The sequence below is a fragment of the Mesorhizobium kamtschaticum genome (assembly GCF_056174585.1).
The window spans coordinates 1,854,339-1,877,325 of record NZ_CM149691.1 but is presented as its reverse complement, the minus strand read 5'-3'; the positions used below and the strand labels follow the sequence as shown (position 1 = coordinate 1,877,325).

Annotated in this window: 20 protein-coding genes; 14 read left to right on the top strand and 6 right to left on the bottom strand. The window is 62.8% G+C overall.

The genetic code is table 11. From position 1 onward, the window contains the following. Positions 1–67: 67 nt before the first annotated feature. Entirely contained in the window at positions 68–841 is a 774-nt protein-coding gene (locus AC0V7N_RS09205; protein ID WP_475456633.1) for a phosphodiesterase, read from the bottom strand. Positions 842–1,177: 336 nt separating this feature from the next. Between AC0V7N_RS09205 and AC0V7N_RS09200 the strand changes: the two genes are divergently transcribed. The 6 genes from AC0V7N_RS09200 (at position 1,178) to AC0V7N_RS09175 (ending at position 8,781) form a co-directional block, all read left to right on the top strand. Continuing rightward, entirely contained in the window at positions 1,178–2,128 is a 951-nt protein-coding gene (locus AC0V7N_RS09200; protein ID WP_475456631.1) for a MurR/RpiR family transcriptional regulator, read from the top strand. Positions 2,129–2,168: 40 nt separating this feature from the next. Further along, a complete protein-coding gene (locus AC0V7N_RS09195; RefSeq protein WP_475456629.1) occupies positions 2,169–3,617 on the top strand; it encodes an amidase in 1,449 nt (482 codons plus the stop codon). An 85-nt stretch (positions 3,618–3,702) separates the two neighbouring features. Further along, positions 3,703–5,235 carry an ABC transporter substrate-binding protein gene (locus AC0V7N_RS09190; RefSeq protein WP_475456627.1) on the top strand — a complete coding sequence of 511 codons (1,533 nt, stop codon included), beginning with the start codon at positions 3,703–3,705 and terminating at the stop codon, positions 5,233–5,235. Positions 5,236–5,307: 72 nt separating this feature from the next. Continuing rightward, entirely contained in the window at positions 5,308–6,246 is a 939-nt protein-coding gene (locus AC0V7N_RS09185; protein ID WP_475456625.1) for an ABC transporter permease, read from the top strand. A gap of 32 nt (positions 6,247–6,278) precedes the next feature. Continuing rightward, positions 6,279–7,094: an ABC transporter permease gene (locus AC0V7N_RS09180; protein WP_475456623.1), complete on the top strand. Its 816-nt coding sequence runs from the start codon at positions 6,279–6,281 to the stop codon at positions 7,092–7,094. A gap of 1 nt (position 7,095) precedes the next feature. After that, on the top strand, positions 7,096–8,781 hold the full coding sequence (locus tag AC0V7N_RS09175; protein ID WP_475456621.1) for a dipeptide ABC transporter ATP-binding protein: 1,686 nt from the start codon (positions 7,096–7,098) through the stop codon (positions 8,779–8,781). On the opposite strand, the gene AC0V7N_RS09170 is transcribed toward AC0V7N_RS09175, so the two are convergent. Together AC0V7N_RS09170 and AC0V7N_RS09165 are read right to left on the bottom strand one after the other, a co-directional pair. After that, positions 8,749–9,537: a 3-hydroxybutyrate dehydrogenase gene (locus AC0V7N_RS09170; protein WP_496627802.1), complete on the bottom strand. Its 789-nt coding sequence runs from the start codon at positions 9,535–9,537 to the stop codon at positions 8,749–8,751. The two genes, AC0V7N_RS09175 and AC0V7N_RS09170, sit on opposite strands and share 33 nt — an antisense overlap. 116 nt (positions 9,538–9,653) lie before the next feature. Continuing rightward, positions 9,654–10,422 (bottom strand): IS5 family transposase gene (locus AC0V7N_RS09165; RefSeq protein ID WP_496627801.1). Its coding sequence is split into 2 segments (ribosomal slippage): positions 9,654–10,112 and positions 10,114–10,422, totalling 768 coding nucleotides; the frame shifts between segments, so codons are not numbered across the junction. Positions 10,423–10,640: 218 nt separating this feature from the next. On the opposite strand from AC0V7N_RS09165, the gene AC0V7N_RS09160 reads away from it, so the two are divergent. Together AC0V7N_RS09160 and AC0V7N_RS09155 are read left to right on the top strand one after the other, a co-directional pair. Continuing rightward, entirely contained in the window at positions 10,641–11,429 is a 789-nt protein-coding gene (locus tag AC0V7N_RS09160) for an acetoacetate decarboxylase (protein ID WP_096458017.1), read from the top strand. Then, the gene (locus tag AC0V7N_RS09155; protein ID WP_475456619.1) at positions 11,422–12,582 is read left to right on the top strand and encodes a patatin-like phospholipase family protein; all 1,161 of its coding nucleotides are present in this window, start codon (positions 11,422–11,424) and stop codon (positions 12,580–12,582) included. The genes AC0V7N_RS09160 and AC0V7N_RS09155 overlap by 8 nt, the downstream gene beginning before the upstream one ends. 346 nt (positions 12,583–12,928) lie before the next feature. Here AC0V7N_RS09155 and AC0V7N_RS09150 read toward each other — a convergent pair whose 3' ends face one another. Both AC0V7N_RS09150 and AC0V7N_RS09145 read right to left on the bottom strand, forming a co-directional pair. After that, positions 12,929–14,539 (bottom strand): inorganic phosphate transporter, encoded by a 1,611-nt coding sequence (locus tag AC0V7N_RS09150; RefSeq protein WP_496627800.1) that lies wholly within the window; start codon positions 14,537–14,539, stop codon positions 12,929–12,931. A gap of 170 nt (positions 14,540–14,709) precedes the next feature. Further along, on the bottom strand, positions 14,710–15,924 hold the full coding sequence (locus tag AC0V7N_RS09145) for an ROK family protein (protein WP_475456615.1): 1,215 nt from the start codon (positions 15,922–15,924) through the stop codon (positions 14,710–14,712). 221 nt (positions 15,925–16,145) lie between these two features. On the opposite strand from AC0V7N_RS09145, the gene AC0V7N_RS09140 reads away from it, so the two are divergent. The 6 genes from AC0V7N_RS09140 (at position 16,146) to AC0V7N_RS09115 (ending at position 22,248) form a co-directional block, all read left to right on the top strand. Continuing rightward, the gene (locus AC0V7N_RS09140; protein ID WP_475456613.1) at positions 16,146–17,384 is read left to right on the top strand and encodes an extracellular solute-binding protein; all 1,239 of its coding nucleotides are present in this window, start codon (positions 16,146–16,148) and stop codon (positions 17,382–17,384) included. A gap of 81 nt (positions 17,385–17,465) precedes the next feature. Then, positions 17,466–18,350 (top strand): carbohydrate ABC transporter permease, encoded by an 885-nt coding sequence (locus tag AC0V7N_RS09135; protein WP_475456611.1) that lies wholly within the window; start codon positions 17,466–17,468, stop codon positions 18,348–18,350. Further along, entirely contained in the window at positions 18,350–19,195 is an 846-nt protein-coding gene (locus AC0V7N_RS09130) for a carbohydrate ABC transporter permease (RefSeq protein WP_475456609.1), read from the top strand. The genes AC0V7N_RS09135 and AC0V7N_RS09130 overlap by 1 nt, the downstream gene beginning before the upstream one ends. Continuing rightward, positions 19,192–20,214 carry an SIS domain-containing protein gene (locus tag AC0V7N_RS09125; protein WP_475456607.1) on the top strand — a complete coding sequence of 341 codons (1,023 nt, stop codon included), beginning with the start codon at positions 19,192–19,194 and terminating at the stop codon, positions 20,212–20,214. Before AC0V7N_RS09130 ends, AC0V7N_RS09125 begins: the two co-directional genes overlap by 4 nt. Continuing rightward, the gene (locus AC0V7N_RS09120; RefSeq protein WP_496627799.1) at positions 20,214–21,152 is read left to right on the top strand and encodes a PfkB family carbohydrate kinase; all 939 of its coding nucleotides are present in this window, start codon (positions 20,214–20,216) and stop codon (positions 21,150–21,152) included. The genes AC0V7N_RS09125 and AC0V7N_RS09120 overlap by 1 nt, the downstream gene beginning before the upstream one ends. Next, positions 21,139–22,248 carry an ABC transporter ATP-binding protein gene (locus tag AC0V7N_RS09115; RefSeq protein WP_475456603.1) on the top strand — a complete coding sequence of 370 codons (1,110 nt, stop codon included), beginning with the start codon at positions 21,139–21,141 and terminating at the stop codon, positions 22,246–22,248. Before AC0V7N_RS09120 ends, AC0V7N_RS09115 begins: the two co-directional genes overlap by 14 nt. Before the next feature lie 39 nt (positions 22,249–22,287). Here the strand turns inward: AC0V7N_RS09115 and AC0V7N_RS09110 are convergent, their stop codons facing one another. Next, on the bottom strand, positions 22,288–22,986 hold the full coding sequence (locus AC0V7N_RS09110; RefSeq protein WP_475456601.1) for an SDR family oxidoreductase: 699 nt from the start codon (positions 22,984–22,986) through the stop codon (positions 22,288–22,290). Position 22,987: the final 1 nt, after the last annotated feature.

The following is a 22,987-nucleotide window of genomic DNA, read 5'->3' as shown; positions in this document are numbered from 1 at the left end:
GCCTCGCTCGATCGGTCGCTACGTTCGCCGCGTCACGACAGCCGAAGCCTTCTCGGAATCGGGAACTCTACAGGACTCGATCCGCCACCGGCGGCACCGGAAAATCATGGAAATGCACGATCACCCCATCCGCGTCGATGAAGATCACGGCATAGGCGGGCGGCTCGTGGCCCAGGCTCCAGCTCTGCGAGAAATCGAGCGCGGTCTGATGGTTGGTGCTGCGCAGCGTGCTGACCGGTATGCCGCGCCAGCTGCCGGCGATCGGCCGATGGACATGTCCAGCGAAGATGTGGCGGACATTGCCATGGCGCGACAGCACCTCATGGAAGGCATCGGCATCGGCGAGCCTTACCTCGTCAAGCACCGGCATGTGTATCCGGAACGGCGGGTGATGCATGAAGAGGAAGGCCGGGCCGCGCGCTTCCCTGAGCTTTTCGTCCAGCCATTCGAGGCGCGCCGCGCACAGCCTGCCCTCGACATGGCCGCTGTCCAGCGTGTCGAGCAGGATCAGGCGGCCCTCGCTGCCGTCGAACACGCTCTGGACGAACCCGCGCTCGGCGGCGGCCTCCGGGAACATCTCGAAAAACAACGCCCGGTCGTCATGGTTGCCGAGCATCAGCCGGCATGGTGGAGAAAATTGCGCCAGCCTTTCCCGCAATGCCGCATAGGCGGCACGCTCGCCGTCATTGGTCAGGTCGCCTGATATCACCACCAGATCGGCGTCAGCATGGTTCTTGCCGATGTCGGCAAGGCAGGCCTCCAGCCTTGCCAGGGGATCAGAGCCATAGAGAAGGCCACCTGGCGTCATCAGATGCGGATCGGAGAGCTGGATGATTTTCATGGACCTGACCGCAGTGTTTTCCCGTTGGCGCCTGGCGGCACCGGCGGACAAATGGAACGCTTGGACACTACCCCCTCTACTGTGCAGTCGAGCCGCCGTCCATCGACAAGGTCGGGCTGGTGATCTGCTTGGCTGAACCCGAACACAGGAGCCGCGCCGGTGCCGCAACCTGGCCGGCCATGAAATAAAAGTACCGTAATATTAAATTATAAAATTTATCTTTCACAACGCGTTTTCGCGTGCTAGCGTCGCATCCGTAGCTGGAAATGAAGTGCGCTTCCTTGGGTGGCATTTCCGGTCTGCCCGAAACAATCTTGTCATGGGACGTTGCGGTCGATGAAGACGAAGGCGGCTAGCAAGAAGGCTGTGCCTGGCGGGACTGAGGTGGCCAGTGCGCTGGAAGCCAGGTTGCGCGAGGGCTGGCTGGATTTCGCCCGGACCGAGCAGGCAATCGCGCGATACCTTCTCGCCAACACCCATGACATTCCCTTTGAAACGGGCGCCACCATTGCCGCCGGCGCTGGTGTGAGCGAGGCAAGCGTCACCCGTTTCGTGCGGCGTCTCGGCTACACCGACCTCAAGGAAATGAAGCGTGGCCTGCGCTCGGCGCCGAAAGCCGCGGGCCCGGGCCTCGATAGTGCTGAGCTGCGGTTTCGCATCGGCGGCGAGAAGCAGGAGCGGTTGGCTCGCAGCCTGGAGATGGAGCAACAGGCCCTGACCGCGGCCTATGGCCTGGCCCATGGCGAGATGTGGTCTGAAATCGTCCACCTGCTCAGCACCTGCGACCGCGTGAACTGCGTGAGCTTCCAGGCAGTGAAGGGATTGGGGCTCGATTTCGCGACACGTCTGCGCTGGGTGCGGGGCGGTGTCCGCTTTGCCGAAGGCTTGGGCGGCACGTTCTCGGAAATCCTCACCGACAGCGGCGAGAATTCCTGCGTCCTGCTGATCGATACGGCCGAATACGCGGCGATGAGCTTTCGGCTTTGCGCTCAGATCAAGCGTCGCAAGATTCCGCTGATCATCGTCACCGACAAATACAGTCATTGGGCATCTGAATACACAAAGCTCGCGCTCGAAGTATCGACACGCGTCGACCTGTACTGGGATTCGACGGCCGCGATTAGTTCGGTGCTGAACCTGCTGACGCATTCCGTCGCCGAGAAACTCGGCAAATCGGCTGAGACAAGGATGAATGAGCTGGAGGATATCGCCGGCATCCTGCGGACCTTTCACAAACCGCCGCGGCGCGTAGCGCGGCACATCAAGGAGGACGAAGGCGAAGAATGACTGTTCATCACCCGTTGCTGGATTCGTGGACGGCAAGCGCATGAAGTTGACGGAATACGCCGCCCATGACGGCCTCGGCCTGGCCGAGCTCCTGCGCAAGCGGGAAATCACGCCGCGCGAGTTGGGAAGCTGCATCCTTTCGGGGATCGCCGCGGTCAATCCGCAGCTCAATGCCGTGATCGAAACCTATTCCGATGCGATCGAAGCACTTGGCCAAGTTCCCGGACCGGCACCTTTCTACGGCATGCCGACATTGACCAAGGATTTCCCCATTGAAGCCGGCCGGCCGGGGGAGTTCGGCAGCGTTTTCGCCAAGGGCTTCACCTCGGGCGACGATCACGCCTTCTGGGTGAAAATGCGATCCGGCGGCCTTGCCAATATCGGGCGCACGACCACGTCGGAATTCGGCATCGCGGCGGCGACTGAATCCTCGCTCTACGGTGCGACGCGCAACCCCTGGGATACCAGCCGGGGTGTTTCAGGATCGAGCGGCGGCGCGGCCGCGGCCGTTGCCGCCGGCATCGTTCCCTTCGCGCAAGGCGCCGATGGCGGTGGCTCCATTCGCACCCCCGCCGCCTTTTGTGGTGTCGTTGGCCTGAAGCCGTCCCGTGGCCGGATTAGCGGCGCGCCGGAATCGAATGCGCCAATGCTGGGCCTCGCCATTTCATTCATGCTGACACGCTCGATCCGGGACACGGCGGCTTTGCTTGATCTCGGGTCTGGTGCGCTTCCCGGCGACAGCTATGAGATCGTCCATCCAACCACCAGCTATGCCCAGGCGATCACATCGCCGCCCAAGGCTTTGCGTGTCGCCCTGTGCACAACGTCTTGGTCCGGCTATCCGCTCGACGCCGAGGTGAAGGCGGCGGTCCTCGACGTCGGCAAGAGGCTGGAGCAACTCGGCTACAAGGTCGTCGAGGCCGGCCCCGTGTTCGACTACGAGTGCTACCTGGCGGCACAGAAAGTGATCTGGGCTGCCTCCACGGCGCAGTCACTCGACGCGTTGGCGGGCTTGCTGCGGCGGCCGCTCGAAGAGGCCTGCCTGCAGCAGACGACACTGGCCGTCTACCGTCATGGCCAAACGCTCGATGCGGCGAGCTTGATCGCGGCTCTCGCTGTCTATGACCAGATCACGCGGACAGTCGGTGAATTCCTGGCCGTGCATGATGTGCTGGTGACCCCGACTTGTCCGATCTCGCCGGAACTCATCGGCACGCACAATCCGGATCGTCCTGGCCGCGACATCGACACGGTGTTTGCCGATCTGGCGCCAAAGGAGACTTTCAGTGCGCTCTTCAACGGCACCGGGTCGCCGGCGATATCCCTGCCGCTCGGCTGGACGCAAAACGGCCTGCCGATCGGAGTGCAGTTTGTCGCCGCATTCGGGCGCGACGACCTGCTGCTGCGGCTAGGTGCGGTGCTCGAGGCCGAATACGCCTGGCACCAGCGCAAACCACCCACCCACGTCACCCAAGACTGCTTGAACTAACCAAGGCCGCTTCAACCAACAAGGCTGCTTGAACCAACAAGCATGGATTGCCCAGGGAACATCATCAACACAATGGGAGATTGTCATGGACCGCAGAGTATTCCTCAAGAGCGCGGCACTTGCCGGCTTCAGCATCGCGACATTGCCGGCGACATTGCTTCGAGCCAATGCTGACGGCAACAAGGTCCTGCGCATGGCCTATGGGGCCGAGGTTCTCACCCTGGACCCGATCAAGACCACCTATGGAGCCGATATCCTCATCCAGGGCATGATGTATGCACGCCTGCTGCATGCCAATCCCGATCGCACCGAAGTCGGCCCGGGCCTTGCCGAGAGCTGGGACATCGCGGATGACGGCAAGACCTATACCTTCCACCTGCGCGAGGCCAAATTTTCCGATGGGTCGCCGATTACGGCCGAGGATGTGGCGTTCAGCTGGAACCGCATGCGCTTCCAGAAGGACTCCGCTTATGCAGCGCCGTTCCAGCCCCTGACCAAGATCGAGGCAAAAGATGCCAAGACAGTGGTGATGACGCTCGATCGCAAATTCACGCCCTTCCTGACGCTGACCGAAATCTGGAATACCGGCATCGTGCCGAAGGCAGCGGTCGAGAAAATGGGAGACGACGCTTTCGCCAAGGCGCCAGTCACATCAGGGCCATTCAAATTCGTCGAGTTGAAGCCGGGCGACCGCGTCGTCCTTGGCCGCAACGAACACTATTACCGCGAAGGCGAACCGAAGATCGACGGCGTCGAATTCCGCTATGTCCCGGACGACAACACAAGGGTCTCGATGCTGCAGGCGGGCGAGCTTGATGTCTGCCTCGGAGTTCCAGCCCCGCGCATGGCCGAATTGAAGGCCGCCGGCTTCCGGGCCGACCCTGAACCGTCGAGCACCACCTACGACATGCTGGTCAACCATTCGGCCGAACCCTTCAATGACCTCAAATTCCGCCAGGCTGTCAGCTATGGCATCGACCGCGCCGCGATCAATGCCGCGGTGACGCTGGGTCTCGGCACACCGGCCAGTTCCATCATGAGCCCGGCGCTCGATTTCTTCGACAAATCGCTGCCGGTCATTGCCCGGGACGTCGACAAGGCCAAGGCCCTGCTGGCCGAATCCGGCAAGCCCGGAGCCAGTTTCGAATTGATCCAGAATGCCGGAAGTGCCGACGAGGAAAAGGCCGCCGTGCTGATCCAGGCGCAGTTGGCGGAAGTCGGCATCACCGTCAACATCGCCAAGATCGACTCGACTCAGGCCTGGACCCGCCTCGCCGACGGCGAATATCAGGCGGAAATGAACTGGTGGTACAACGAGACGCGAGACCCGGACAACGCATTGCGCTGGTGCGTCTGGGGCGCGGGCGACAACAAATCCTATTACACCCGCTACAACAACGAGACGGTCAACAAGCTGATCGATGAAGCCTCGGGCGAGGCGGACAATGCCAAACGGGCTGAGCTCTATGCCCAGATCCAGAAGACCGTGGTCGATGAAGTGGCGCAGGTCGCGCTCTATCACCCGACGTGGCTCAACGCCTACGCTCCGAGCGTAAAGGGACTGACCCTGAACGTCGGCCTGCAGTTCTCGTCCATCGGCGGAACCAGCCTGGATTGATCGGCACAGGATGCGGGGCGGGACGAAGCAGTTCGTCCATGCCTCGCATCGATTTGACACCAGGATTCCGACATGACCCGATTCTCCTTCGTGCTCAGGCGGCCGATACAGTTGATACCCGTGCTGGTGGGTATCAGTGTGATCACCTTCCTGCTGCTGCAAATGACGCCCGGCGACCCGGTTCGCCTCATGCTTGGCCCCAAGGCCAGCCCGGAGGCGATTGAATTCGTGCGGGCGCGATACGGTCTCGATCAGCCCGTGCCCGTGCAGTATTTCTATTATGTGCTGAATTGCCTGCGCGGCGATTTCGGCCAGTCGATTGCCTTTCGAGGCCCGGTCAGCGGCGTCGTCGTGGCACGGATCGCGCCAACGGTTTTCTTGATCCTTTATGGCCTCGTCATCTCGCTGCTGTTGACATTCGCACTCGCGGTCACCGCTGCCCGGCAACGCGGGCGGTGGATCGACCATCTCATCCGTCTCGTCTGCGTCGCGGGCGTCGGTGTGCCTTCCTACTTTGTCGGCCTGCTGCTGATCATGGGCTTCTGCCTGCGGCTGAAGATTTTCCCGGTATCGGGATACGGACCAACCTTTGCCAACAATCTGTGGCATCTGTTCCTGCCGGCCCTGACGATCGGCATCGGGGTGACGCCGATCCTCGCCCGCAATCTGCGCGCGACCTTCATTCAGCAGATGGACAAGGACTACGCGATCGCCTGCCGCTCCAAGGGCCTGCCTGAGAGCTACATCTTTTCCCGGCATGTGTTCTGGAATTCCCTGCTGCCGACGGTCAATCTGCTGGGCGTCGTCGTCGCCTTCCTGATCGGCGGAACGGTCGTTGTCGAAAATGTCTTCAACATTCCAGGGCTGGGCAATCTGCTCATCCGCGGCGTTCTCACGCACGACCAGTTCGTTGTCCAGGCAGTGGCCCTGTTGCTGGCCGTCGGTGTTGTCATTTCGAATTTTGCCGTCGACATCTTGACCGCCATTCTCGATCCACGGGTGAAATTGTGAGCGATGTGATGCGGGGCAGCGGCCCCTTGGCCATGGCGCGAATTCGAACGCTGCCGGCAACCCTGGTCCTTGGCGGCGCCATTACCCTGGCCTGGATCATACTGGCCGTACTGGCACCGGTGCTGACCAGCTTCGACCCGATCAAGGTCGATGTGATGCAGGCGCTGAAACCACCTGGCGCCGAGCATTGGTTTGGCACCGACGCCATCGGCCGCGATGTCCTGGCGCGGACGCTGTTTGCCGCGCGCTATGATCTCGCCATGGCCTTCTTCGGCGTGGTCGGGCCCATCATCCTGGGAACGATCATCGGCCTTGTCGCCGGCTATCTGGGCGGCAGGATCGATGCGGTGCTGATGCGCATCCTCGAGGTCACGGTATCATTTCCCTATTTCGTCCTCGTGATCGCCATCGTTGCCGTGCTGGGGCCGGGCCTCAAGAGCTACTTCATCTCGCTCACCTTGGTGAACTGGGTCAGCTATGCACGGCTGGTGCGGAGCCAGGCGCTGGTGCTGCGCGGCGCCGATTTCGTGCTCGCGGCGCGCGGCATGGGTTTTGGCCATTCGCGCATCATGCTGTTCCACATCCTGCCAAATGCCATCGTCCCATCGATCGTCTTCGTCATGACCGATGCCGTGCTGGCCATCGTGCTTGGGTCGTCACTGGGCTTTCTCGGCCTCGGCGTACAACCGCCGACACCGGAATGGGGTGCCATGATCGCCGACGGGCAGACCTACCTGACCACCGCCTGGTGGATTGCGATCTTTCCAGGCATCGCCATCTGCCTTCTGGCGCTGGGCCTCTCGTTGACCGCTGATGGTCTCGCCCGCCTCTTGAACACGGAATCCTGAGATGAGCGACCTCGTCAGCGTCGAGAACCTCACCATCGACTTCGCCACCAATTTTGGCGATGTCCAAGCCCTGCGCGGCGTCAGCTTTTCGTTGAAGGAAGGCGAGGTCCTTGGAATCGTCGGTGAATCTGGCTCCGGCAAGACGGTGGCTTGCAGGGCCATCCTGAAGCTGATTGCCGGTAACGCGCTGGTGAAGTCGGGCCGGATCATGTTCGAGGGCAGTGATGTCCTCACCATGAAGGATGTCGAGCTGGGTCGGCTGCGTGGCGGGCAAGCGGCGATGATCTTCCAGAATCCGTCGACGCATCTCGATCCGATCATGACGGTCGGACGCCAGGTCGGCGAGGCGATGGTGGTCCATCAGGGCATATCCTGGCGACAGGCCAATGCGCGGGCGGTCGGCTTGCTGGAAGACATGCATATCAAGGACGCGACCAGGCGGGCGGGTGCCTATCCACACGAGCTGTCGGGTGGCATGCGTCAGCGTGTGATGATCGCGGCGGCCCTTGCCTGCGAACCGAAACTGCTGATTGCCGACGAGCCTACCACAGCGCTTGATGTCACGGTGCAGGCTCAGATACTCGAGCTGCTTCGCGGCATCCGGCGCGAACGCAAGCTGTCGATCATTCTGGTCTCTCACGACCTTGGCGTGATCGCGGAAATGTGCGACCGCGTCGTCGTCATGAAGGACGGTGCCGTGCTGGAGATCGGGTCGGTGGACCAGATCCTGCGTGAACCAGCGCATGACTATACGAAGCGCTTGATCGCTTCCCAACCCTCGCTGATGAAGCCAACCACGCACCCCTGTCCCGTGGCGGCGCAACCGCATCTCCTGGTGAAAAACCTGTGCGTCAACTTCCATCCGGGGCAGAGCCTTGCGGCCTGGGCGACGCGTAAGCCGCTACAGATCGTGCGCGCGGTCGACAATGTTTCGTTGGCGCTGCGCCGCGGCGGTGCACTCGGGATTGTCGGCGAGTCCGGTTCCGGCAAGAGCACCATCGCCCGGGCCATTGCCGGCCTGGTGCAGCCGCAACAAGGAGAGATCGAGGTGGACGGCCAATCGCTCGATCGTGCGCTCGCAAGGCGCCGGCCGGAACAGGTCCGCAAACTGCAGATGGTGTTTCAGGACCCGTTCATGTCCCTCAATCCGGCCTTTACCGTTGCACGGACCCTGGCCGAACCACTGCTGCAACAGAATATTTGCCCGCAGCGGGAAATTCCGGCACGGATTCGCGAGCTGATGGAGAAAGTGGAACTGCCTCCTCAGCTGCTGGACCGTCGCACCACGCAACTTTCCGGCGGCCAGCGCCAACGCGTCGGCATCGCAAGAGCCCTGGCGCTGGAGCCGGAGATTCTGATCGCCGATGAAGTCACCTCCGCTCTGGACGTCACCATCCAGGCCCAGGTCCTCGACCTCTTTGCGCGGCTGCGCCGCGAATTGTCGCTGACGCTGATCCTGATTTCCCACGACCTGGGCGTGGTGCGCTATCTCTGTGAACACGTTGCGGTCATGCAGCACGGCAAGCTGGTTGAGTATGGCAACACGCAAGACGTTCTGGACCGGCCGCAGCAGGCCTATACCCGCGAGTTGATCGCCGCTATCCCGAAACTGTCGCGTCCACATGCAATCGCGACAACAGAGCCAGAGGCCGGACTACTGTGCCGTCCAGCCGCCATCCATCGGTAAAGTCGTACCGGTGATCTGCCTGGCGGAATCCGAACACAGGAATAGCGTCAGCGCCGCAAGTTCCTCGACGGTGACGGATCCCTTCGTCGGCTGTGCAGCCAGAAGCACGTCGTGCTTGACCTGCTCTTCGGTCATGCCGCGCGCCTTCATCGTGTCGGGGATCTGCTTTTCGACCAGCGGCGTCCAGACATAGCCCGGCGCGATCGCGTTGACGGTGATGCCGTCCTGCGCGACTTCCAGCGCCACCGTCTTGGTCAGGCCGGCAATGCCGTGCTTGGCCGACACATAGGCCGACTTGAACGGCGAGGCGACCAGCGCATGCGCGGAAGCCGTGTTGATGATGCGGCCCCATTTGCGTGCCTTCATGCCCGGCACCACCGCCTTGATGGCATAGAAGGCCGCCAAGAGATTGATGCGGATGATGGCTTCCCACTTGTCGTCGGGAAACTCCTCGATCGGCGCGACATGCTGGATGCCGGCATTGTTGACCAGGATGTCGAGGCTGCCGAACGCCGCCTCGGCGTCATGCACCATGGCGCTCACTGCCGCGCCATCCATCATGTTGGCATCGGAATAGCGGCACTTGACGCCAAAGTCCTTCTCGATGCCGGCGCGCTCCTGCTCGATGGCAGCAGCATCGCCAAGACCATTGATGGTGACGTTGGCGCCTTCGGCGGCGAAGGCGCGGGCGATGGCCAGGCCGATACCGCTGGTCGAGCCGGTGACGAGGGCATTCTTCGAAGACAGGGAACCCATGGTGATCTCGCGAGAGGTGGGAGGGGAATGAGAGGATATAATTGTGCGTCGCAACATGACAATGACAGAGCCATGTGTCGATGCGATTACAGCCAGACGACAGCGCCGGCATGGCTCTAGGCCATAGACTCATTAAATCGGCACCAGATACGAAAAGAAGCGAGTTTGACGCTTGCAAGGAAGTTATCGTCGCGCTTGTCGTATCGTGTGGCAACGGCTCGGAAGTGCTTGAGTTTGTTGAAGAAGCGTTCGACGAGGTTTCGAAAGCGATATAGCCACGGGCTGAATGCGGGGATATTTTTGCGGTTCGGCATCGGCTTGATGTTAGCCCAAGCGCCGCGTTGCTTGAGGCTGGCGCGCAATTCGTCTGCGTCATAGGCGCGGTCAGCAAGCAGAATTTGGCCGTCGCCCAAACCGCCCAACATCTCCCGGGCGCTGCGGCCGTCATGGGCTTGTCCCTCGGTCAGCTTGAGGGCGATCGGTAGTCCCTCGGCGTCAACGAGCGCATGGATCTTGGTCGTCAGGCCGCCCCGCGAGCGACCCACGCAACGGGATCGGCCATCTTTTTTGGGCGTTTGCACCATGCTGATGGACGCGGATCGAGGACGAGTCGATCATTTGGATGTCCCCATCGTAAGCCTTTGAAACGGCATCCAGAAGCCGGTCCCAGACACCCGCTCGACGCCATCGGTTGAAGCGGTTGACGCAGGTCGTGTGCGGCCCGTAGCGTGCCGGGATGTCTGCCCATGGCGCTCCAGTCCGAAGCCGCCAGAAGATGCCGTTCAAAACCCGCCGATCATCAACCCGCGCTACCCCGCGCACCTTGTTTGGCAACAACGGTTCGATAGTCGACCACTCGAAATCCGTCAGATCAAAACGTGCCATATCAAACCTCCTCAACTACGAAGGTTGAATCATTCATCGCACGTTTTGGGAATCCCCTTTATGGGTCTATGACCTAGTCCCCTGAGAAACCACGGTCGTCAGGCTGACACGGCATTGTCATGGTGCCGTGCAACATAATTGCTTGCGCATTCGCGCCGTCATTCCTGAACGAAATTCGCCCAACAAACCTTCGCCTGACAAAACCTTGGGGGTGCAGCTTGGAAATCGCCGATGTCGTGAAGCGCGCCTATGCGATGCCGCTGACCAATCCGTCTTTCCCGCCCGGGCCCTATCGTTTCTTCGATCGCGAATACATCATCATCACCTACCGCACGACGCGCGAGGCGCTCGAAGCCGTGGTGCCGGCGCCGCTGGAGATCGACGAGCCGCTGGTCAAATACGAATTCATCCGCATGCCGGACTCCACGGGCTTCGGCGACTACACCGAGACCGGCCAGGTCATCCCGGTGAAGTACAAGGGCCAGCATGGCGGCTACGTCCATTCGATGTATCTCGACGACGACGCGCCGATCGCGGGCGGCCGCGAGCTCTGGGGGTTTCCCAAGAAGCTGGCCAATCCCAAGATCGTCCATGAAGGCGAGGTGATCGTCGGCACGCTGCACTATGGCAGCGTCCTATGCGCCACCGGCACGATGGGCTACAAGCACCGGGAAGCCGATCACGATTCCGTGCTCGCAGCACTCGCCGCTCCCAATTTCCTCATCAAGATCATCCCGCATGTCGACGGCACGCCGCGCATCTGCGAGCTGGTGCGCTACTACCTCACCGACATCACGCTGAAGGAAGCCTGGACGGCGCCGGCCGCCCTCGACCTTCGGCCCCACGTCATGGCCGACGTGGCGAAGCTGCCGGTGCTCGACATCGTCTCCGCCGTCCACTTCAAAGCCGACCTGACGCTTGGCTTGGGCGAGGTCGTCCACGACTATCTCAGTGATCACAGCCGGCTCACAACCAGCACAACCCAGCCGGAGAAAATTCGTGCTTGAACGCAACCGAAACAAGGAAGCCGCAGCCACGATCGAGGAGATCTCGGCGCAGTATGACCGCATCGCCCTGGTGTTCCAGGGTGGCGGCGCGCTCGGCGCCTATCAGGCCGGCGTCTACCAGGCGCTGGCCGATGCCGGTTGCGAGCCGAGCTGGCTGTCGGGCGTCTCGATCGGCGCCATCAATGCCTCGATCATCGCCGGCAATGAGCCGAGCCGTCGCCTGCAGCGCCTCGAACAGTTCTGGCAGACCATCTCGGGTCGCAAGATCTGGTCCTACACGCCTGAAGGCGACATTTACCGCGACATCCGCAACCGTACGTCCTCATGGATGACGATGACAATGGGCCAGCCCGGCTTCTTCAAGCCGCGCAACCCCAATCCCTGGCTCGAGCCGCAGGGCGCCGAGGGTGCGACCAGCTTCTACGACACCGCTGAACTGAAGGACACGCTGGAGAGCCTGATCGATTTCGACGTCCTGAACGACGGCAAGAAGCGGCTGAGCGTCGGCGCGGTCAACGTCCGCACCGGCAATTTCGTCTATTTCGATACCGAGAAGGTCCGCATCGGACCCGAGCACATCATGGCCAGCGGCGCGCTGCCGCCGGCCTTCCCGTCGGTCCGCATCGAAGGCGAATATTACTGGGACGGCGGCATCGTCTCCAACACGCCGCTGCAATATCTGCTCGACCAGGACGAGGACCGTTCATCGTTGGTGTTCCAGGTCGACCTGTTCAGCGCCCGTGGCGTGCTGCCGCGCAGCATGCCGGACGTGCTGTCGCGTCACAAGGACATCATGTATTCCAGCCGCACGCGCCAGAACACCGACAATTTCAAGCGCATCCATAGCCTGAAGATGCGCCTGCTCGATGCGCTGAAGCGCGTGCCGAAGGAGCAGCTGACGCCGGCGGAAGAAGCGCTGATCGCCGACTATTCGGATGCCGGCATCGTCAACATCGTGCACCTCATCTACCAGCACAAGGGCTATGAAGGTCACGCCAAGGACTACGAGTTCTCCGGCACCTCGATGCGCGAGCATTGGGAAACAGGCCTGGAAGACACGCAGCGCACCTTGCGTCACCGCAAATGGCTGACGATGCCGACCAATGTCGATGGCGTTGCCATCCACGATCTGCATCGCGAGGATCCGACCTGAGCCTCCTGACGTCGTCATCCTTGGGCGCAGCGACGCGAAGCGGAGCGAAGACCCAAGGATCCATGCCGCGACCTCAGCCGAAGGCTGCAGCGGAGCAGAATTCTGCACCGCAGCAACGCTCAAGAGTCCCGGCATGGATCCTGGGGTCTGCGCCGCGTCGCTGCGCTCCTTGCTCCGCCCCAGGATGACGAAGCGTTAGGCGTTTCGCGCCAATCTCGTAGGCGTGTTCCGCGTCAATACAAACGCGAATACCTCCCAGAAATCCACCCCTGAACACAGTGCCCGCTAAAAGAAAAAGGCAGCGCCGATCACCGGCGCTGCCTTTTTCTGAAAGTGCCTGCTCCGCTCAGAACACCTGGCGGAAGATGATGAACAGCACGAAGGCGAGCGTGATCGAGCACGGCAGGGTCAGCACCCAGGCCAGCAGCAGGTTGCGCACCGTCGCCCATTGCAGGCCCGAGCCATTGGCGGCCATCGTTCCGGCAACGCCCGACGACAGCACATGGGTTGTCGACACCGGCAGACCGAGCCGGTCGGCCATGCCGATGGTCACCATGGCGACGAGTTCGGCCGCCGCACCCTGGCCATAGGTCAGGTGGCTCTTGCCGATCTTCTCGCCGACGGTCACGACGATGCGTTTCCAGCCGACCATGGTGCCGAGGCCAAGCGCCAGCGCAACCGCGACCTTCACCCAGATCGGGATAAACTTCGTCGCATTGTCGACGGCCTTGTGATAGTCGGTCACCGCCTTGAGATCGGCGGCCTCCATCGGCAGCAACTGCTTCTTGTCGATCAGCTTGAGCGCCTCGCCGATCAGGTAGATGTCGTTGCGGGCGTTGCTGACCAGATCGGTCGGCACATTGTCGACCGATGCATAAGGCTGCAGCGAAGCGGTCGTGTTGTGGATGTAGGTCTGCAGCGCAACCGTCGTCTGGTCGCTCCAGGTCCGGGTGCGCACGGCATCCTGGACGGCTGCTTTGGCGGCCTTGGCATCGGCAATGGTAACACCGGGTTTGACGTATTTGCCCAACGCGGTCTCGACGCTGACCGAAGCCGACTTGTAGGCTTCGAGATAGTTGATGTCGGGCGTACGGTTCAGTGCATAGGCCGTCGGCACGACGCCGATCAGGATCAGCATGATCAGGCCCATGCCTTTCTGTCCATCGTTGGAACCATGCGCGAAGCTGACGCCGGTGCAGGTGAAGATCAGCAAAGCGCGGATCCACCAGGGCGGCGGGGCATTGCCCTTCGGTGCTTCGTAAAGCGCCGGATTGCGAACGAGAAGTTTCATCGCATAGAGCAGGATCGCCGCGGCAAAGAAGCCGATGATCGGCGACACCAGCAAGGTTACGCCGACATTGGTCGCCTGCGACCAGTCGACGCCACTGGTGGCGCTGCCGGCCGGTGCCATGAACTGGTTGGCGAGACCGACGCCGATGATCGAGCCGACCATCGTATGCGAGCTCGAGGCCGGCAGGCCGAGGAACCAGGTACCGAGGTTCCACAGAATGGCGGCGACCAGCAGCGCGAACACCATGGCAAAGCCGGAGGAGGAGCCGACCTGGAGGATCAGCTCGACCGGCAGCAGCGACAGGATGCCGAAGGCGACCGCGCCGCTGGAGGTGAGAACGCCGAGGAAATTGAAGGCGCCGGACCACATGACGGCGAATTCGGCCGGCAGGGAGCGCGTGTAGATGACGGTCGCCACCGCATTGGCGGTGTCGTGGAAACCGTTGACGAATTCGAAGCCGAGCGCGATCAGCAAGGCGATGCCGAGCAGGATCCACGGCACGGTCTCGGCCACCGCCAGGTCCTGGCTCAGCGCGTAGCCGACATAGACCACGCCGACCAGCACCAGCACGCCGAAGGCCGGCAGGAACCACTTGGCGCTGCCCGAACTATCCAGCGGATGATCCGGCCTCGGAATCCCCGCCTCACTGGAAATTATGTCCACCATGTCCCACTCCTATTGCACTGCAGCAAGAACTGGAAAAGACGCTATGTCCGGTCGATGAACTCTGTGTGACGACGACAGCCGGCTTTGATGCGTGTCGCCCAAAGGTGACTTCGGGTTTGGATGAACGACACGCCGGTTCGACGCGACGCACTTTTAGGTTCTCGACGCCGCTACACCGGACCGGGGCTTGTCTTCAGTATCGCCGAGAACAGCGGATCGAAGGCACGGCTGATCGGCGCCGCCGCGGCGCCGAGCGCGATCGACCAGGGATTGGTGGTGCCAAGCTGAAGGCGCGGCAAAGTCCGGCCCGGCCAGTCGGCGATCGACGGCAGCAGCGGATGCATCGCCTCGACAAGCCGGCGCGCCAGCGCTTCCGGCGCGCCGCTGGTCAGGATCACGGTCTGCGGATCGAAGATCGTTTCGATGAGATGCACACTCCAGCGCAGATCATGCGCTGCACCATCGATCCAGGCCATCATCCTGGGATTCTCGGCCAGCACCAGGGCGTTCATCTGTTCGTAGATATCGCTGTCCGCCGGGTTGAGGCCGAGATGCTGGTAGAGCGAGGCGAGCGAGGCGCGGTGCTCGAGCGGTGTCGACCCCGGACCGGCCGGCGCCAGCAGCGCCATGCCGATTTCGCCGGCATTGCCATGGCCGCCACTGTAGAGCTCGCCGTTGAGGATCAGTCCGGCGCCGATGCCGTAGCCGACATAGAGGCAGACCGCGTGATCAACGCCATGCGCCGCGCCGACGATACGCTCGGCCGTTGCGCAGGCGGCGGCATCGTTCTGCAGGCCGACATTCAGTCCCGTGCCTTTGGCCAGCGTCTCCAGCAGCGGAAATTTCTGCCAGGCCGGCATCATCCATTTGTCGTCGGAATCCTTCAGTCCGAAAGGGCCCGGCATGGCAACGCCGAGACCGACCAGCCGTTTTTCCGACTGGGCCGAAATGCCGGCCAGGTCGCGACGGACACCAGCGATCAGCTCGAGGATGATCTCGACGCCCTTCGAGGGCTCATCGAAAGGCAGGTTCGCCTCGGCCCGCGCCAACACGCTGCCCATCAGGTCGACGGCGACCGCACGCGTCAGATGGCGGTCGATATGCAGGCCGATGGCGAAGGCGCCTTCGGGCACCAGCCTGTAGGGCGTCGAGGGCTGCCCCCTGCCCTTGCGCACCGCATCGAGCGCGACGACCAGGCCATCGCTTTCGAGATCCTCGATGATGTTGGAGACCGCCTGTTTGGTGAGCTGCGTCGCCCGCGCCAGGTCGGCCCGCGACAGGGCGCCATTGAGACGCAACGCCTCGATCATGACCCGGCGATTGTGCGCGCTGGTGCCTTCCTGATTGGTGCCGCTTTTGGCGCGGATCGGGCTGATGTCGTCCACCGGCGTTTCCCCTCTTGACTCCATTAGAATATTGATCGACTAATTAAGTCAAGCGAGTTGACTTAATGCAAACCGAATGCCCCAAAACAAGATGGCCAAAGGCTCCCAGCCTGTCGCCACTGGTCAGCCGGATAACCATCAGGTCACGCGACATGGATCCGGGAAGACGATGCGAAATATCAGCATCGCCGGCCCATCAACGCCGGAAATGGGAGAAGTAGATGCTTAAGACAATCACCAAAACACTGGTCGGCGCGGTCTTCGCCGGAGGACTGCTCGTCCCCCACGCTTTCGCCGAAACGACGCTCAACGCGCTATTCATGGCGCAGGCCGCTTACAGCGAGGCGGATGTGCGCGCGATGACGGATGCCTTCACCAAGGCCAACCCGGACGTCAAGGTCAATCTCGAATTCGTTCCCTATGAAGGCCTGCACGACAAGACCGTGCTCGCGCAAGGCTCGGGCGGCGGCTATGATGTCGTGCTGTTTGACGTCATCTGGCCGGCCGAATACGCCACCAACAAGGTGCTGGTCGACGTGTCGTCGAAGATCACCGACGACATGAAGAAGGGCGTGCTGCCCGGCGCCTGGACCACGGTCCAATATGACGGCAAGTACTATGGCATGCCCTGGATCCTCGACACCAAATACCTGTTCTACAACAAGGAAATCCTGGAAAAGGCTGGCATCAAGACGCCGCCGAAGACCTGGGAAGAACTCGGCGCACAGGCCAAGATCATCCAGGACAAGGGCCTGCTGAAGACGCCGATCGCCTGGAGCTGGTCGCAGGCCGAAGCGGCGATCTGCGACTACACCACGCTGGTCAGCGCCTATGGCGGCGACTTCCTCAAGGACGGCAAGCCGGACTTCCAGAATGGCGGCGGCCTGTCGGCGCTGAAATACATGGTCGACAGCTACAAATCCGGCCTCACCAATCCGAACTCCAAGGAATTCCTGGAAGAGGACGTGCGCAAGGTCTTTGAAAACGGCGACGCCGCCTTCGCGCTGAACTGGACCTACATGTACAACATGGCCAACGATCCGAAGGACTCGAAGGTCGTGGGCAAGGTCGGCGTCGTGCCGGCGCCGGGCGTCACCGGCATCAGCGACGTGTCGGCCGTCAACGGCTCGATGGGCCTTGGCGTCACCGCGGTCTCGAAGCATCCGGACGAAGCCTGGAAGTACACCACCTTCATGACCTCGCAGGCGACGCAGAACCAGTATGCCAAGCTCTCGCTGCCGATCTGGGCTTCGTCCTATGACGACCCAGCCGTCACCAAGGGCCAGGAAGAGCTGATTGCCGCCGCCAAGCTCGGCCTCGCCGCCATGTATCCGCGTCCGACCACGCCGAAATACCAGGAGCTGTCGACGGCGCTGCAGCAGGCGATCCAGGAATCGTTGCTCGGCCAGTCCTCGCCTGAGGATGCCTTGAACACGGCCGCAAAAAACAGCGGTCTCTGAGGTAGTCTTGTTCTCGATACGGGCGGCCTAGTGCCGCCCGTGTTATGTCTGAAATCGCGATGAATGAGAGAGGCTGCTCCGATGTCGAGCACCTGGATGACAACCCGCGCGTGGTTGCTGATGCTGCCGCTGCTCGTGGTCATGGTCGCCGTCATCGGCTGGCCGCTGGTCGATACGGTCAACCTGTCCTTCACCGACGCCAAGCTCGTTGGCACCGGTGGCAATTACGTCGGCTTCGACAATTACACCAACATGCTGTCGAGCTCGAATTTCTCGCGCACGCTGGTCACCACGACGCTGTTCGCGGTGATTTCGGTTGCCGCCGAAATGGTGATCGGCGTGCTCGCCGCCCTTCTGCTCAATCAGCAGTTCCACGGCCGCGCCGTCCTGCGCGCCTTGATGATATTGCCCTGGGCGCTGCCGACGGTGGTCAACGCCACGCTGTGGCGGTTGATCTACAATCCCGAATATGGCGCGCTGAACGCTGCCTTGACGCAACTGCATCTCATCGACGCTTACCGCTCCTGGCTGGGTGAGCCGGGCACGGCGCTGGCAGCCTTGATCGTCGCCGATTGCTGGAAGAACTTTCCGCTGGTGGCGCTGATCGCGCTCGCCGCCTTGCAGGCGGTGCCCCGCGACATCACCGCCGCTTCGCTGGTCGACGGTGCGGGACCGTTCAACCGCTTCCGCTTCGTCATCCTGCCCTATCTCGCCGGCCCGCTGATGGTGGCGCTGGTGTTGCGCACCATCGAGGCCTTCAAGGTCTTCGACATCATCTGGGTGATGACCCGTGGCGGCCCGGCCAACAGCACGCGCACGTTGTCGATCCTCGTCTATCAGGAAGCTTTCTCCTTCCAGCGCGCTGGCTCCGGCGCATCGCTGGCGCTGATCGTCACCTTGCTCGTCACGGTGCTCGCCGTCGCCTATGCGGCGCTGGTGAGGAAGACCGCCGGGAGTGCCGCCTGATGGAACGCAAGAGCCCCGCCTTTGCGATCTTCATCTATGCCTGCGCGCTGCTGCTGGCCGCTATCATCCTGGCGCCCATCGCCTGGCTGTTCATCATGAGCATTTCGCCGGCCGCCGATCTTGCCGCCAAGCCGCTGCGCTGGTGGCCGCAGGTTGCCGACTTCTCGCGCTATCAGACATTACTGTCGACGGCTGAAAACAGCGCCGGCGCCGCCTTCACCTCGTCGCTGCGCAACAGCCTGGAGATATCAGGCATGGCGACGCTGGCGGCTCTCGCTCTGGCCATCCCAGCCGGCTGGGCGGTGTCGCGCACGCCGGCGATCGGCTGGTCGCTGTCGATGGTCATCGCCACCTACATGCTGCCGCCGGTGGCGCTCGCCGTGCCGCTCTATATGGGCCTGTCGCATCTCGGGCTGCTCAACAATGTCTTCGGCCTGGCGTTGGTCTATCTGACCATATTGGCGCCCTTCACCACCTGGCTGATGAAGTCCGGTTTTGATTCCATCCCGCGCGAGATCGAGGCGGCGGCGATGATCGACGGCGCCGGCCTGTTCCAGACCCTGCGCATCATCACGCTGCCGCTCGCCGCACCTGTGATGGCGACATCGGCGCTGTTTGCCGTGCTGCTCGCCTGGGACGAATTCTTCTATGCGCTGCTGTTCACCTCCGACCAGCGCGCCAAGACCTTGACTGTCGCCATCGCCGATTTGGCCGGCGGTCGTGTTTCCGACTACGGGCTGATCGCCACCGCCGGTGTGCTGGCCGCTTTGCCGCCGGTGCTGATCGGCCTTGTCATGCAGCGTGCGCTGATTTCGGGCCTGACCAGCGGCGGTGTGAAAGGATGATGATGACTGCAACAAAAATTCGACCGGCGGGACTGCTCGCCATCGACCGCGAAATGGCACGCCAGCATGCCGATGCGCGTGCTTCGTTCGAGAACAACGCTGCCATGGCGCGAGAGGTCGCCGCCTCGATCAGGAAGACCGGCCGTCTGCTGCTGCTCGGCATGGGTGGCTCGCATGCGGTCGGGCGCGCCGTCGAGCCGCTCTATCGCGCGCACGGTATCGATGCGCTGGCGCTGCCGCTGTCGGAACAGCTCGGCCAGCCGGTGCCGCTGAACGGCAAGACGGTACTCGTCACCTCCCAGTCCGGCGAGAGCGCCGAGGTCGTCAGGTGGTTTGCGGAGGCCGGCAACGCTGCCGATGTTTTCGGCCTGACGCTCGAAGGCGGCTCGTTCCTGGCGCGAACGGCGCCTTGCCTGGTCGGCGCCGGCGGCACCGAACTGGCCTTCGCCGCGACCCGCAGCCTGACCGTGACCTTCGCCTTGCACCTGGCCATCCTGGCCGTGCTGGGCGAAGACCCGAAGGCAGCCCTTGAGGCACTGGATCAACCACAGGACAACGACATCACACAGGCACTCGCGGCGCTCGAGAAGGTGACGACCATCGTCACCTCAGGCCGCCGCCTGCAAGGCGTTGCCGAAGCGCTGGCGCTTGGTCTCACCGAGCTGTCGCGACTTCCATGCTTCTCCCTCGAAGGTGGCCAGTTGCGGCATGGGCCGATGGAGATGTTCGGCCCAAAAATCGGCGTCATCCTGTTTCGCGGCAACGATCCGACCGCGGAGCTGGTGACCGCCATGGCCACCTCCGTCGTCGAGGCCGGCGCGCCGCTCATCATCTTCGACGCCTCCGCGCAACCGGCGGTCGCGGGTGCCGTCACGCTCTCCTTCAAGCCGGCTTCGGGTCTCGCCGCGATCTTCGCCATGCTACCGGTGGCGCAGCGCCTGATGATTGCCTTCGCCGACAGCCGAGTCGACAATGCCGGCACACCTCTCCGCTCCACCAAGATCACTAGGAGCGAGTGATGCGTCCGCTTGCGGTGATCGGCAACGTCAATGTCGACCTCATTGTCGGCCCGGTCGCGCCATGGCCGAAGGCGGGCACGGAAACCGTCGTCGACCATGATGAATTGCGCGTTGGTGGACAGGCCGGCAACACCGGACTTGCCTGGCAGGCGCTGGGCGTCGATTTCGAGATCGCAGCCAATGTCGGCGACGACCAGTTCGGCCACTGGCTGCGCGAGGCGTTCGGCCTCCGCGCTGAGACATGGCCGGTACGCCCCGAAGGCACGACGCTGTCCGTCGGCATGACCCACCCAGATGGTGAACGGACCTTCTTCACCACGCGCGGCCACCTGCCGCGTTTCAACCTTGCAGACGTCTTGTCCGTCCTCGATGGCAACGCGCTCTCTGGCGGCTATGCGCTGTTGTGCGGCTCTTTCCTGACCGACGACCTCGCTCGCGATTACGATGGGTTCTTCGACTGGGCGGACAGCCACGGCATCGCCGTCGCGCTCGACACAGGCTGGCCGATCGATGGCTGGACCGAGGCCAATTGCGTCGCCACGCGCGCATGGCTTTCGCGCTGCGCGCTGGCGCTGTTCAACGAAGTGGAGACGGTGACCCTGGCGGGAATGCCGAATCCGATCGAGGCCGCGCGCGAGATCCGCTCCAGCATGCGGCAAGGCGCAACCTTTGTCGTCAAGCGCGGGCCACGCGGCGCCATCGCCATCGGCCCGGATGGGGCGCTTGTCGAAGCCGTGGCGCCCGATGTCCGCGTCGTCGACACGATCGGCGCCGGCGATGTTTTCAACGCCGCCTTCCTCGCCACCCTCGCCCAGGAACAGCCGCTGTCCGCTTGCCTTTCCGCCGCGACGCATGTCGCCTCGCGCGCCATTTCCACTCTGCCCCGCAACTATGGCGGGCCGATGCAGTTCGAGGGATCCATGCATGAGCGCGCTTGAAATCCGCAACGTCCGCAAGAACTATGGCAGCGTCGAAACGCTGAAAGGCATCGACATCGCGCTGCAGAGCGGCGAGTTCCTGGTGCTGCTCGGCTCGTCGGGCTGCGGAAAGTCGACGCTGCTCAACATCATCGCCGGCTTGGCCGAAGCGACGAGCGGCGATGTGCTGATCGGCGGCCGCTCGATCCTTGGCGTCCATCCCAAGAACCGCGACATCGCCATGGTCTTCCAATCCTACGCGCTCTATCCGAACCTGACTGTCCGTCGCAACATCGGCTTCGGGCTGGAGATGCGTGGCGTTGCCGCCGATGAACGCGAAAAGGCAGTGAACGAGGCGGCAAGATTGCTGCAGATCGAGGCCTTGCTCGACCGCAAACCGAGCCAGCTGTCCGGCGGCCAGCGCCAGCGCGTCGCCATCGGCAGGGCGCTGGTGCGCAAGCCGCAGGTCTTCCTCTTCGACGAGCCGCTGTCCAATCTCGACGCCAAGCTGCGCCTGGAAATGCGCACCGAGTTGAAGCGCCTGCACCAGATGCTGCAGACCACCGTCGTCTATGTCACCCACGACCAGATCGAGGCGATGACGCTGGCGACACGCATCGCTGTGATGCGCGACGGCAGGATCGAGCAGCTCGGCACGCCGGAGGAAATCTATAACGAGCCGGCTACGCTCTACGTCGCCGGCTTTGTCGGCGCGCCGTCGATGAATATGCTGCAGGCAGTGATCGCTGAGGGAAAGCTGGCCATCGCAGAGTCCGATGTGCGGATCCCTCTGCCGGCGCGCTATGCGAACGCGGCGCGCGAAGGCGCTCCGGTCGTCGTCGGCATCAGGCCGGAAGCCCTTCGCGTCGCGACCGGCGCCGCGACGGATTTGTCACTGCCCGTGGAGATCGAGGTTGTCGAACTGACCGGCCCCGAACTGGTCACGACGGCCCGGATCGGCACGCAACGGCTGACGGCCTGCCTGCCGCCAAGGTCTCAGGTCGCCAAGGGCGACAAGCGCGGCCTCACCTTCGATGAAACAGCACTTCGCTTGTTCGACCCCTCGACAGGCAAAGCCCTGCCGGCAGCGGCGCTCGAAAAGACGGCGTCGCGCTAAGATCCTGGGGGGTATTCAGCATGGACTGGGACCCTTCGGCTACCACCCGATATGAATGCCGTCGAATGTCTGGAATGAGCCACTATCCCCAAGCGTTGCGTTGTCGATGACCGTGCGCAGGCCCCGCGCACTGTCCTCGGCCGCCAGCATCGCCTGATCGCCGCCCATATCGGTCTTCACCCAGCCCGGATGCAGCGACAACACAATTATCCCGTCGACGCGCAAATCCTGCGCCAGTTGGGCGCAGACCATGTTGAGCGCTGCCTTCGAGCAGCGGTAGGCATAGTCGTCGTCATAGTCATCGAGCAGCCCTTCCGCCATCGAGCCGGCGCGGCTGCCGATATTGGCGATGGTCCGCATCCGCCTCGTCACCAGGTTCGGTCGCAGCGCCCTCGCCAGCAACAGCGGGCCGAGCGTGTTCGTCGCCATGAGCTTCAGGAATTCATCCGGGGCGAAACTGTGCAGGCCAGGGATGGCGCTGCGGATGGCGGCGTTGTTGACGAGCACATCCAGCGGCCTGCCGGTGAGACGCACGGCAAGGTCGGAGATGGAAGCCGGATCGGCGACATCGATCGGCTGGAACTCGATTCCATCCTCGAAACCTTGCGCCGGACGCGTGCGCCCGCACGCGATCACGTGCCAGCCATGCTGGGCGTATTGACGTGCCAGCTCGCGGCCGAGCCCGCGCCCGGCGCCCGTTATGAGCACCGTGCGGCCGCCTTGCCCGTCTCCGGCCAAG